We start from the raw sequence: 12,477 nt of genomic DNA, 5'->3' as shown, positions 1-12,477 counted from the left end.
AACTGATTTTTATGAAGAAAAACATAAAAAGTATTATTATGACACCAATACAATTACGATAAAATAAAACTAATGCTATATTAATCTTAAACATTTACTTTTACCTAACATATCGGAAATGAAGAAATTATAAAATTACTATTCAATACATAACGATTTTTTTAACCTTCATTAATTTTTTACTGAGAAATTAGAGTTAATATTAAAAAATTAGGTTCATTAGCGATGCTGCTGCCTAAATTTTTTATTACATTATCTATATCTTTATTTATTTTATACCTTTTTTGAACCACTCCTTTCCGGTGGCTGATAAGATTATATTCATCAGATCTGGTCATGTCGCTTTCCATCATGTTTATATCATCCGGAAATTCTTCATAATGAGCCTTTAACTCAAATCCTGACGGGCTGGAGATCAGTACAGACTGAAACTCCCGGGAGGAATATTCATTCCTGCCATCATCTGAAAATCCTGTATCAATAGCAAGCATCTGCACCGGATACAGCCGTACATTAAGTCGCATGCCGTCTGATGCTTGTGCAAAGGATTTTGTAAAAGCAAAATATAATACAATGAATAAAACGTATTTTGAAAGCATATAACCTAAATTTTCCCCAAAAGGTTATTTAGGTAAATATACAAATTATTTCATTTCTGAGGGATTTTTTCCGGTATGTTTTTTTATGAAATTGGTAAAGTTTCCTTCATTGCTGAAACCCAGCTCATAAGATATTTCAGAAATTGTAGAATTTGAAAAGTTTAGTGCTTTTCTGCATTCTGCGATCAGTTTTTCGATGATGATGTGCTTGGCTGTTTTTCCAAGTACGTATTCTGTCATCTCAGTGAGTTTTCTTGAGGAGATATTAAGTTCCCCGGCATAGTAGGCAACTTTTTTTGCCTTTTTGTAATCTCTTTGTAACAGGACCTTGAACCGGTTGACATAATACATATAGTCAAACTTAATATCTTTCTTGATTTCTTCGGTGGGAATATGTAAAAAAGCGTCCAGGATCAGTCTTTCTATTGCATTATGGGCAGCAGATATATACAGGCTTTCATCCTTATTCCGGAAATTTTCCATCCGTTCCATAAAGATCACCTTCATCTGCTCTATATTGATGAACGGAGCGATAAAAATATCAGAATCATAATTGTAAAAAAGCTGGGAATTGATAAAAAGGCTGTCTTTGGTTGATCTTTCATAAAAACTGGATGAAAAAGCAATCACATAGACATCAGATTTTTTGGTCTCACCAAAAACTATTTTCTTTTGCGGACCCACAAAGGCAATATTTCCCCCTTTTATGGGGTGGGAAACATTTTCTACCGTTAACTGGATATCTTCCAGAATGATGTAAATACAGAAATATTCTAACGTGCTTAATTCTCTTCTGTTGTTATTTCTATTGATAATATAATCTAAACGATTGATACTGAATCCTATATTTTTTAACTGATCCGTGATTTTGTACATACATTATTACTAATTCTGTCCAAGAAAAATTCTTGTAAATTATTTATATAAATATAAAAAATTTACCAAATATTGCATTTTAAAGAAAAAAATTAAGTCAGTTAACATGCCGGAATGCAAAGCGGCCTGAAAGTCATCCAGCCATAGTGAGCATATTTGGTTTGTAATTAAATGATATACAGCAGTATAGTGTAAACGGTTAAGGGTTTATATCTGCAGGTAAGGGCACCACCCTGCACATCCACTTCCTCAATCTCCATACCGGCAGATATACAAAAATCACGGAAAGCACTCCTGCGAGCACTCCTACTACAACAGCCATTGCTGTAGCATCCAGCTTATACTCTTTTGAGAAATTGTACTGTCCTATAAAGAGTAAGGATAATACTAATGAACCTGTAATCAAACCATGTAAGATACTCAGTTTGGTCATCAGTTTTTTACTATTAAGTTGTTTATCTACCGTAAATTCAATGGCTTCCTGGCTTGCAGCGTCCGTTACCCTTTTGATGATGTCAATGGTAAGAACCACCGGCAGGAATATTGCCATGGGCAGGGTGAGGCGGGCCAGGTTTTGGGTCCCGGAGAAAAAATGCGTGTAGCCCAGTTCCTGGAAGCTTGCGTAGGCAATGATAAAATTAAAAAATACGTTAGGAAGGACATAATAGATCATCCGCTTTAATAAAAAGCGTTTGAGAGTGGTTTTTTTGATTTTTTTAGGTGGTGGCGGTTTAAATTTAAATTTCATAAAGAGGTGGTCAATAGCTCGGTGGCTTTATCTTTTATTTGATGGGCTTCTTCTTGGGGAAGGAAATATTCATTGGACATAAAGGTGAAATCCATTTGTTGGTTGTACGTACTGGTAACCAGGGTGTTGGAATTCAGCCATGGAAATGCAACCGTTGGGCTGAAAATGGTTTCCAGTTTGAAATTTCTGTAATCATTCGGGATATTGATCTTACCCATATTGGATAAGGTAACATCATGCCCGCCTTCACTGGATTTTAGCATGCTGATCATACGTTCAACAATGGGGTGCATACGTTCTCCCATCCACAACAGTTCCCGGGCTTCCATTCTGGATATTTTCTCAATGAGGTCTTTTTTGATCTCTTTGGCGTTGTCCATTACATCCATGCTTCCTTTTTTCAGTGAAAGCTCTACCGTTGGCGCAAAAGCAAACAAATGATCTTCTTTGATCTCCGGAATAAAATGGCGGACATCTACAGGACTGATCACTTTCCCTTTGGCGCGTTTTCCCTGGATATCCCGGAAGGCCTGCATCACCGAGGAACACAGGAAAGCATGTACAGAAATGCCATTGGCTTTGCATTTTTCAGTGATAAGCTGTGTTTCTGCAGGATTCAGTTTCCAGTGAATGGCGTAATTTTTTCCAAGATTTCTTTTTTTGCTTTTCCGCTGGATAGAAAAGAATATTCTCGCGAACAGCAAATAAAGGTTAGCCTTGTATTTCTTTCTGCCGGTATTAAAGTCTGAAGGCAGGAAATCATTAACGGAGTCAAAAGCCTGATAGGGGAGCAGTTCAGAAAAAGGATTATCCAGCAGGGCAAGAAGTTCCCGCATCAGGGTTACGCCCGTTGTTCCGTCCGAAATGCAGTGGGGCATCACCCAAAGGATTTCCGAAACATCCTGTCCTTGTACCCATACCAGTTCTGCCAGTGGCTTTTTCGCGTTCTCAAACAGGCGGAACCATGCACTTTCAGATTCTGCCAGCCAATCCTGATCGGTCTGTCGCGGAACAATACGGAGTGGGATCGGCTCGATTTCTTTTTGTTCAATAAAAAAGGGATACCGTTCACTTTTATGATCGATGGTAGCTCTCAGCAGGGGATGTTTCTGCTGGATTTTAGCTAAGGCCATTGTAAAATTCCGTTCAGGAATCTCTCCGTTGATCCTTGCCGTATAAACACAGTTTAAAGGGGTTTCAGGATCTACATACATGATCCTTTCCACCATCATTAATTTTCTTTTGATCATGATACGGCTAAATATTCCAGTTGTAAGGTAATAATCTTCATGACTTCATCGCGGATGGCCAATGCTTCCACATATGGTAAATACCCTTCGCTTCCCACCAGTGAAAAGTCCATTTCTCCCCTGAAGGTAGAGGTAACCAGGGTAGTGGTATTGCCCAAAGGGCCAATCACGGAAGGGCTGAAAATGGTATCCAGCGTAAATTCCTTATACTGGTGAGGGATCTGGATGCGCCCCAGATTGGAAAACATACAGTCGTTGGATGATTTTCCGTTCTTCAGCAGCTTTGTGAAATTATTCAGCGCATCATGCCCGGATTCCATTACCATCATGGTCATATATGGATTAAGCTTGGCGGTCTTTCGTTCCACAGATTCCTGCATCGAGCGCACATTGTCTAAAAAGCCCAGTTTATGGTCAGATGAAACTACGATCATTAGTCCGAAAGCAAAGATATGATCTTCCTTGATCTGCGTAGCAAAACGCCTGATATCTACGGGGCAGGAAACTTTATTGAAAGCTGCAGCTCCTTTTACTTTTTTGAAGGCCTGCAGTACAGCCGCGCTTAAAAAGGTATTCACCGTGATTTCATTGGATCTGCAGTAGGCAATGAGCTGTTTGCTTACCTTTTGATCGAGCTTCCAGTGGATGAGATAATCGGTTTGGCGTTCAACAGCTTTTTTGTTTACAGGGATCCATTTGATAGCTGTTGCTGCCAGCCTGCCGATTAATTTAGCCTTCATCTGCTGTCTGCGGCTTTTTAAAATAGCCGATGGAACTACATCCTGAATGCCCAGAATAGGATTTTCTATCCCGATATCTGCGGACGGATTATCCAATACTTGTAAAAATTCATATAAAAAGGCCATTGCAGAACCACCATCACATAAACAATGGTGGAATGCAAAGAGCATATCCGAAACTTCTTCCCCTTTGATCCATACAAAGCGGATCAAAGGAAGCTTTTCATAGTTAAATGGGAGGTGCCATTCTTTCCTGGACTCTTCCTGCCATTGGTTCTCACTTTGACGGGGCAGAATCCTTACCGGTATGGCTACAGGAGTTTCCGGTACTTCAAACCAGGGCACATTTTTTTCATCATAGCTGATGAGTGCTCTCAGCCAAGGATGTTTATGCTGAATCTGAGCCAGAGCCCTGCGGATGTGTTCCAGTGTAAAGGTTCCTCTCAGTCTGAAAGGGATCACCGCATTGAACGGTTCTTTTCCGTCTCCCAATAACATGCGTTCACCAAATAACAATCTTCTTTTCATGTGTTGATTCATAGGTTATACAGAAGCTAATGTTGAATGTTCCTGTACAAAATTTTCTAACAGTTCTACCGCTTTGTCATTACCTCCGGCAAGGGTGAATGTATTTCGGACTTCCTGAGCGGCTGCTCTGTATTTCGGATTTTCCAATAATTCAAAAACCGTTTCGCGAAGGGCATCCACACGCAGCCGCTTGTACCGGATACTGATTCCACAGCCTGCCTGCTCAATTAATTTGGCAATATGGAAATGATCGTAGGCGATAGGCGTGATCAGCATTGGCAATCCGTTTCGGAAGGTATCGTTAACGGTATTGAAACCTCCATGGCAAATCACCATATCCATTTGCTGCATCACCGCAGACTGAGGGACAAAGCTGTTTACAATGAAATTGTCCGGCCATTCTTCAAAGATTTCCGGTGGAGTAGCAGCCACTACCGTAACAGGCTGGCCGGCAAATGCTGCGATGATCTTTTCAAAGAAGGATTTTCTTATATCCACCAACAATGTGCCTAATGATACAAATATCTTTGGAGTAGTGGAGGCGTTCAATTTATCCCAGTCAAATGGCGCATCGTTCGGACGGCCTTTCACCGGACCTACAAACTTCATATGAGAAGGAACGGTTTCAAACCCTGCAAAAGCCTGGGAGGTGAAAACCATATTCAGTTTATGAGAATGGATATAAATACCTTCTTCATGAATGCCTACTTCTTTTTGTAAGTCTTTGATCAGGTTTTGCTGCCATTCCCAGATTTTAGGGGCACTTTTTTCGGTATCTCCCATGACATCCGGTGGAACAGGAGTAGTGGTTACACAGGGAATATGATGTTTGTGGGCAAAAAGGGCTCCTCCAAAAGTAATACAGTCATTCACGATCACATCAGGCATCCAGCTTTCTGTCAGTCTGGTTAATCCCGGCATCATCATTTTAGCAAAAGGAACATACGTTTCTTCCAGTGCCAGTTTCATCACTTCAGGTCCGGAACATGCCGGTCCGTCGTCCTGTCTTTTTAAAATACGGGCAATTTCCTCCTGATACGGAATAAGATCTTGTTCAGGATAAAAATAAGAACCTCCTTCAGGAATATGTTTGCTGTCTAAAGGGGTAATCCCGAACCATTTTACTTCATGACCACGCGCAATCAGACTCGCTCCTACACTTAATGTAGGGCTCACGTGTCCGAAAAAGGGAGGAATAACGAATAAAAACTTAGACTGGTTTTTCAGGTTTTGAAGCCTTTGAGATAGCCTGTTCCAATAAATTCGCGGCAGTAGCTGCACCTCCGGCTTCCACAAAAGACTGTCCTACCTTCTGAGCTGCTTTACGATAGCTTGGATTATTTAAAATCTGTTGTACAGCTTCTTTCAGGTGATTGGCTTTAAATCGGTTAAAATTAAGACGTTCACCCGCTTCTGTACGCACCACACGTCCTGCAACATGCGACTGGTCATACGCAATCGGGATCACAACCAAAGGAATTCCGTTTGATAAGGTTTCAGATACGGTATTGTGACCGCCATGGCATACCACACCGTCAAGATGAGGTAATAAATCCAATTGCGGAACCTGCTGATAGACCATGAAGTTTTCCGGCCACTGCTCGAAAAGCTGTGGATCAGAAACGACTACAACGGTTAAATCTTCGTCTTTAAAGGCATCAATGACCTTCTGGAAGAATGCTTTTTTATGATCGTGATCGAAGGTAGTTCCAATGCTTACCAGGATCTTTTTGTTAGTAGCATTTTTCAATCTGTCCCAATCGAACTCACAAGAAATACGACGCTCTGTGAGAACTGGTCCTGTGAATTTATATTGAGGTGCCAGATCTTCCATGTCACCAAAGAAATAATTCGAGGTTAAAACAAGGGTCAGAAGATCTGAAGTCGCCAGAGAACGTTCTTCATGGAAACCAAGCTCTTTCTGCAAGTCGATGATTTGATTCACTTCCCATTCGTGTACCTTAGGAAGCTCATTCATAATTTTAATGGCTGCCGGAGCAGTAACGGAAGTTGCATAAGGGATTCCAAGAGCCTTTGCCGCAACCGGGGCAGCAAATAGCTGATGATCACCGATGATCAAATCGGGCTGCTCTGTTTTTAATAAAGCAACAATCCCTTTATAGCAATGTCTGTTCAGCGGAATAAGAACCTCTTCGTAAAGGAACTTAACGCTGTCTATGCCATACACCACTTTTTTGGAAATAATATCGAGATATTGCTCACTTTCTTTCTTTTCTTCGTCGGTCTGATCGTACTGGATCAGTAATAATTTTCCTCCCTCGGGAAGTTTAGCCTCTAAAGTAGGGTCAAGGCTGATCCAGGCTACTTCATGTCCTCTTTCCAGTAGTGTAGCACCGATGCTTAGGGTAGGGTTGACATGTCCTGTCAATGGTGGAACTATAAATGCAAATTTAGCCATGGTTTTGTGTTAAGATTTTAGATAAAAATTGAGCGATGGTTTCTGCGATCAGATGAGGTTCCTGGATAGGAATGTTGTGATCGCCCGGTATTAATTCAAGTTCAGATCCACTGATCTGTGTTTGCAGCCATTCTCCTGTAGGTCTGCAGTTGGAATCAGCGCCATACAATAACAATGTAGGAGCAGTCAGTTTATGCAGCGGAACTTCTACAAGAAAATGTTTTTCCCTGATCATATCTGCTTTAATGCTGGTCTGTTCAAATAAAAACTCATACATACGATGGTTTTTCTCCATTTGCCTTTTGCCCATTTGAACTTTTGTGGTATCCGTAAAATTGGCTACATAATGTTCAAGAAACTCTTTGCTGTATTCATCCATAATATTACGCGTTTTGTCGTCTTTGGGATCAGGAGCTTCCGTGATCACCAGCTGATGGATGCGTTCCGGATATTTCAATGCCGTTTTCAGGGCGATGAGCCCCCCGAAACTGTATCCTGCAAGATGTACCTTTTCCAGTTGCAGATGATCCATTAAACTGATCAGATCGGATGACATGTTCTCAAGGTCATAACCATTCAAAAATCGCTCACTCATTCCGTGGCTTTTCAGATCGTACATCACCACATGGAAATGCTTTGCCAGCACAGGGGCAATATTAAAATAATAAATGGACAGGTTACTGAACATACCGTGGATCAATACCACGGTTTGTTCGGCACCTTTGTTGAGTTCCTGTATATGAACTTGTCTGTTATTGACCGTGATTATTGGCATTCGTAGATATAATTGATGATCATACTAAGGTCAAGATTAATAAGCTGGTCAAGATCCATAGAAGATAACCAACCTGTAAAGTCGATCTGATCGCCAAAATGCGCTTTGATTTTTTCAGAAAAAGAAACAATCTCGATGCTGTCCATTTCAAGATCTTTGGTGAATGAACTTTCAGGAGTAATATCCATTTCTTCTACAAATTCAGCGCCTATCACTTCAGTAATAAAACCTTTTAAAAGAGTGAATAGTTCTTCGTGGTTCATTTTTAATGTTGCGTTTACAGTGTCCATCCGATGATATAATTTTGATGTTTAATAGTTTTGATTTCAATGTTGTTGATCCACAGGTGATCGTCTTTTATCATTTCGACTTCGAAGGCTTTAGGATTTCCTTTCAGTCCTGTTCCCAGGAATTTTCCGTAAGCTTCCTTGGCTACCCAGAAACGGGTGGTCCATTCTGCCTGATCTCTGTCTTTTAATAAGGTTAATTCTTTGTCGGTAAATACCATGTCGTAGAATCCTGAACTGCGTTCTTCCATCAGCTCCATATCGATTCCTACAGATTTTCCATATCTCGCAATGCCCACGGCTTCTTTGCCTTTATGAGCTAAAGAAATATGGATGTCTTCCGTAAAATCACTGATGAGGTAAGGTTTCCCCACTTCATCGGAACGGATTTCAAAGGTGATTGGGAAGCAGGCATGATTTTTTTCCTGGCGAAGAAGGTTTCTTACAGCATCTTTCACCGCTACACGGCTTACCATCCAGTTTTTCTTTTTGTTGGGTAATAATTGCTGGTGATGCTGTTTTTCCGTTTGGTTGAAATATCTTTTCAGGATAAAATCCCATGAAGCGACTCTGGTATACGCCTGGTGGAAGAAGAATACTTCAGGAGCAATCTCTTCAGAAAGACGGTTGTGCAGCGGTGACATGGAAACATTCCATAACGGAGCATCAATTTCCATTCTTCTGTTCTGCCAGCCGGTAATGGCGCACCATACTTTTCCGTCTCTTTTCAGGATGATATCGGCGATGGCAAATTCATCATTAAGCTCGGTCAGCATACAGGTACATTCAAAAATACCTTCCTGATCGTGCATATCTCCGAAGAATTCAATATCTCTGATTTTCACGGGGAATGCAATACGGTCTTTCACCAAAGTAAGCTGAAGCCAAAGCCCGAATAACTGTCCTGCATTATCCAATAAAGAACCTTTACCGCCGTTTCCTTTGATTTTTCCTACAATTCCCTTGTTTCCAACGGCTGAAACTTCAGTAATTCCCTGATATTGATCTCCATGGAACATGTGCATGTCATAGATCTCTTCCGGAGTTCTTTCAATGGGCAAAAGATCACCGATGGAAAGGTTGAATACAGGTGCAGGTACAGGAGAAGACTTCAATAGGACCTCTGCATTTGCAAAATTATCAATATCCAGATAAGCGTGATTCGGTGAGCGCCATTCTCCTTTTACTGTTTTTTCAAAAGGACTGGCAACGTTCATCCATTGGAATACACTTACGTTCATGATTTTATGAACCTGCGTTCCCGGAGCTTCAGCTTCCGCAATTTCTGCAAGCTGCTCAAAGATCATGGTCATCGGAATCACCGGCTCCATATCAGCGACATGAGCCCATCCTTTAGGCTGTCTCAATAAGCTGTGGTCGATCAGGTAAGGATGACTTTCCAGGGTTACATACAAGTCTTTTGAGAAGGTTGTACTTCTTGATGCCTTTTGAGCTGTAGGAACTACAGGGGTAGGTCTTTGGATTGTAATTTCCGGACGGTTCTGGAATAAAGTCAGTACTTCTTCCTGCATACGGATCATATCCGCAACGTTGTCCTGGAATGCCTGTACCAGTGGATGACCACTTTTTGTGGCAATGGATGAAGCGGTTGCGGTATATTGTTTTGGTGCCTCAAAAGATTGAGCCAGTGCTTTAACTTCTTTAAAATTACGGATAATAGGCGACCCTAATTCCAACTTAATGCCTTTTCCTGATGGTCTTTTAGAATGATTCTGAATCTCCAGAAAATCAAGAGCGATTGTTTTCCCTTCTACAAATAATGAAGCGACTACACGTTGTAGTTGTGCTGATGCGGAACGAGTAGGAACGCTGGAAGCAATCGTACTGAAGGCTTTCCCCTTTAAGGTATCATCAATAAATCCGATCAGACCTCCTGTGCCTACCTGGATGAAGACTCTTGCACCTTCTTCGTATAATCTATCTGTCAGTTCACGGAAACGAACAGGCTGCACCAAATGCTCGGCACTCAGTTTTCTGATCGCTGCCTGATCTGCAGGATAAGGTTCTAATGTGGTAGCAGACCACAATGGTATTTTTGTCTGCTGGAACTGTGCCTTTTCCATTCCCGCAAGGATGACATCCAGTTTATCCGCGATAAAAGGAGAGTGGAATCCGGACTGGAATGGCAATACCTGATGGAAGATCTGTTTTGCTTTTAACAAAGGCACTAATTCATCCAGAGCTGTATTGCTTCCGCAAAGAATCACCTGATTAGGGCAATTGTCATTGGAAACATAAAGGTTTGAAATTTCAGTGATAAAAGGTTTTATAACATCAATTCCCGCTCCGATGGCAATGAACTTGGAATCCTTTAATTCAAATGTTTCAGGATTCAGCACATCAATTAATGCTTTCACAGAGTTGGCTTCCGCTAATTCTGAAGAGTAACCCGCCAGCCATTCTCCTAAACTGTGTCCGGCATTCATATCTGGGATAATTCCCAGTTTTTTCAGTGAATGATCAAGGATACTGCAATTGTTGAAGATATTTAAAGCGTCGGTTAAAAGTCCTTCACCTTCCGTTTCGATAGGAGCTGTTAATCCAAAATAACGGCTCACACTATCTACCTCACCTTTTGCCAGGCCGTCTAAGCCAGGGAATACAAAAGCTACTTTACCGCCATATTTTAATAATGGAGCAGAAGTATACCAGATATCCTGTTTGTTTCTCCAGGTAATATTCTTGGAAACAATTTTAATGGCTTTTTCTACTCTTGCGGGAGTAGGATCGAAGATAGCAACTCTGAAATCACCTTCACCAATGGTCGTTTCATTATTTTGTAATGCTGAAAGCAGTTCTTCATGGCTAGGTCTTGCCAATATCAACACATGATCTTTTTTCGGCATATCATAGCCTTCAAGGACAACATGTGCATTGATCCCGCCGAATCCGAAAGCATTCACTGCAGCTACTTTTGGCAGTCCTGTTTTTGACCAGTTTTTGGCTTCCTGTACGGGTTCAAATCTTGTGTTCTGCATCTCTGCAGTGGGATTCTCACAATATAAGGTTGGCGGCAAAGTATCGTGATGTAATGCTAAACAGGTTTTAATCAATCCTGCAATTCCGGCTGCCGGCATAGCATGCCCAATATTGGACTTTACCGATCCGATCCCTGCTGCCGGGGCCGCTTCTTCTTTTCCGAAGAACTGAGCTAAGGTCTGAAGCTCTGTTTTATCTCCAAGGGGAGTTCCTGTGCCATGAGCCTCAAGATATCCTACTTTATTTTTATCTAAATCAGCATTGATCCATGCCTGTTCCAAAGCCTTTAACTGACCTTTTACTGAAGGACTCATCACGCTGGTTCCATTACCATCACTGCTTACGCCCACCCCTTTAATCACAGCATAGATTTTATCCTGATCCCGAACGGCATCTTCCAATCTTTTTAAGACTACAAAACCGCAGCCTTCACCAATCAATAGACCGTCAGCATCTATACTGAACGGCTTGATCTGCTGTTGATGAGACATGGCTCCCAGCTGGGCAAAAATACTCCAGAAAGCGGCATTCTGTCCTGTGTGTACGCCTCCTGCAATCATGATGTCGGAACGACCTCTCTGAAGTTCCTGTACGGCATGATCTACAGCAATTAAAGCAGAGGCGCAAGCGGCATCAACGGTAAATGCGGCTCCGCCTAAATTGAAGCGGTTGGCTACAAGAGAGGCAACAAGATTGGGAATTAATCCCATGGCAGTATCTGCTGCAAAACGTCCTTTACGTTCCTGGAAGGCATGTTTTACCTTTTCAATGTCTGCAGAAGAAACGTGAGGCAGTAATTCCTGCAGTAACGAGGAGATCTGCTCGCCGGTTCTTACAATTTCAATAGCCCGGGTAGCTCCGGGACCGGTATAGTTTCCTTTACCGATGATAATCCCTGTTTTTTCAAGAGAAACCTTCTTTTGGAATACCCCTGCATCTTCCAGTGCTTTCTGTACCAGATCAAGGGTCAGCAAATGATCCGGTTCCGTACCTTCAACAGCCAATGGCAGAATACCAAACGCGGTAGGATCGAAGGTGTAATCAGGGATAAACCCTCCACGCTGACAATAAAAACGATCAACGGGACTTGTCGCATCACTAAAATGAACCGGATCGATCCGATCAGCCGGAGCGAGCTCGGTAGAATCGACTTTATTGACAATATTCTGCCAAAAAGTGTTGGCATCCTGTGCCCCGGGAAAGACACAGGATAGACCAATTACAGCAACATCTGTTTTTTTCATACTTTTTTATA

General features: G+C 41.6%; 10 protein-coding genes. All 10 read right to left on the bottom strand.

The window, feature by feature from the left end; translation table 11 throughout:
* Nucleotides 1-179: 179 nt before the first annotated feature.
* The 10 genes from MUW56_RS03065 to MUW56_RS03020 all read right to left on the bottom strand — a co-directional run bounded on the left by MUW56_RS03065 (nt 180) and on the right by MUW56_RS03020 (nt 12,466).
* Nucleotides 180-599, bottom strand: a complete 420-nt coding sequence (locus MUW56_RS03065; RefSeq protein ID WP_292011805.1) for a hypothetical protein — start codon at nt 597-599, stop codon at nt 180-182.
* A gap of 45 nt (nt 600-644) precedes the next feature.
* Nucleotides 645-1,475, bottom strand: a complete 831-nt coding sequence (locus MUW56_RS03060; RefSeq protein WP_292011804.1) for an AraC family transcriptional regulator — start codon at nt 1,473-1,475, stop codon at nt 645-647.
* 199 nt (nt 1,476-1,674) lie between these two features.
* Nucleotides 1,675-2,148, bottom strand: coding sequence for a hypothetical protein (locus MUW56_RS03055; protein ID WP_292011803.1), 474 nt, complete (start codon nt 2,146-2,148; stop codon nt 1,675-1,677).
* Nucleotides 2,149-2,219: 71 nt separating this feature from the next.
* Entirely contained in the window at nt 2,220-3,473 is a 1,254-nt protein-coding gene (locus MUW56_RS03050; protein WP_292011802.1) for a hypothetical protein, read from the bottom strand.
* The gene (locus MUW56_RS03045; RefSeq protein WP_292011801.1) at nt 3,470-4,741 is read right to left on the bottom strand and encodes a condensation domain-containing protein; all 1,272 of its coding nucleotides are present in this window, start codon (nt 4,739-4,741) and stop codon (nt 3,470-3,472) included. Before MUW56_RS03045 ends, MUW56_RS03050 begins: the two co-directional genes overlap by 4 nt.
* 15 nt (nt 4,742-4,756) lie before the next feature.
* Nucleotides 4,757-5,917, bottom strand: coding sequence for a nucleotide disphospho-sugar-binding domain-containing protein (locus MUW56_RS03040; RefSeq protein ID WP_292011800.1), 1,161 nt, complete (start codon nt 5,915-5,917; stop codon nt 4,757-4,759).
* 34 nt (nt 5,918-5,951) lie between these two features.
* Nucleotides 5,952-7,160 carry a nucleotide disphospho-sugar-binding domain-containing protein gene (locus MUW56_RS03035; protein WP_292011799.1) on the bottom strand — a complete coding sequence of 403 codons (1,209 nt, stop codon included), beginning with the start codon at nt 7,158-7,160 and terminating at the stop codon, nt 5,952-5,954.
* Entirely contained in the window at nt 7,153-7,935 is a 783-nt protein-coding gene (locus MUW56_RS03030; protein ID WP_292011798.1) for an alpha/beta hydrolase, read from the bottom strand. The genes MUW56_RS03035 and MUW56_RS03030 overlap by 8 nt, the downstream gene beginning before the upstream one ends.
* Nucleotides 7,926-8,225 carry an acyl carrier protein gene (locus tag MUW56_RS03025; RefSeq protein ID WP_002977699.1) on the bottom strand — a complete coding sequence of 100 codons (300 nt, stop codon included), beginning with the start codon at nt 8,223-8,225 and terminating at the stop codon, nt 7,926-7,928. Before MUW56_RS03025 ends, MUW56_RS03030 begins: the two co-directional genes overlap by 10 nt.
* Entirely contained in the window at nt 8,213-12,466 is a 4,254-nt protein-coding gene (locus MUW56_RS03020; RefSeq protein ID WP_292011797.1) for a beta-ketoacyl synthase N-terminal-like domain-containing protein, read from the bottom strand. The genes MUW56_RS03025 and MUW56_RS03020 overlap by 13 nt, the downstream gene beginning before the upstream one ends.
* Nucleotides 12,467-12,477 lie beyond the last annotated feature (11 nt).

Origin of the sequence: Chryseobacterium sp. (assembly GCF_022869225.1) — a bacterium.
Lineage (GTDB): Bacteria > Bacteroidota > Bacteroidia > Flavobacteriales > Weeksellaceae > Chryseobacterium.
Note: the sequence above shows the minus strand (reverse complement) of the source record. Positions and strands in the feature narration are given on the sequence as shown.

Excerpts from the sequence above, each read along its gene's own strand:
- MUW56_RS03065 (WP_292011805.1), bottom strand. The coding sequence starts at position 599 with ATGCTTTCAAAATACGTTTTATTCATTGTATTATATTTTGCTTTTACA.
- MUW56_RS03060 (WP_292011804.1), bottom strand. The coding sequence starts at position 1,475 with ATGTACAAAATCACGGATCAGTTAAAAAATATAGGATTCAGTATCAAT.
- MUW56_RS03055 (WP_292011803.1), bottom strand. The coding sequence starts at position 2,148 with ATGATCTATTATGTCCTTCCTAACGTATTTTTTAATTTTATCATTGCC.
- MUW56_RS03050 (WP_292011802.1), bottom strand. The coding sequence starts at position 3,473 with ATGATCAAAAGAAAATTAATGATGGTGGAAAGGATCATGTATGTAGAT.
- MUW56_RS03045 (WP_292011801.1), bottom strand. The coding sequence starts at position 4,741 with ATGAAAAGAAGATTGTTATTTGGTGAACGCATGTTATTGGGAGACGGA.
- MUW56_RS03035 (WP_292011799.1), bottom strand. The coding sequence starts at position 7,160 with ATGGCTAAATTTGCATTTATAGTTCCACCATTGACAGGACATGTCAAC.
- MUW56_RS03030 (WP_292011798.1), bottom strand. The coding sequence starts at position 7,935 with ATGCCAATAATCACGGTCAATAACAGACAAGTTCATATACAGGAACTC.
- MUW56_RS03025 (WP_002977699.1), bottom strand. The coding sequence starts at position 8,225 with ATGGACACTGTAAACGCAACATTAAAAATGAACCACGAAGAACTATTC.
- MUW56_RS03020 (WP_292011797.1), bottom strand. The coding sequence starts at position 12,466 with ATGAAAAAAACAGATGTTGCTGTAATTGGTCTATCCTGTGTCTTTCCC.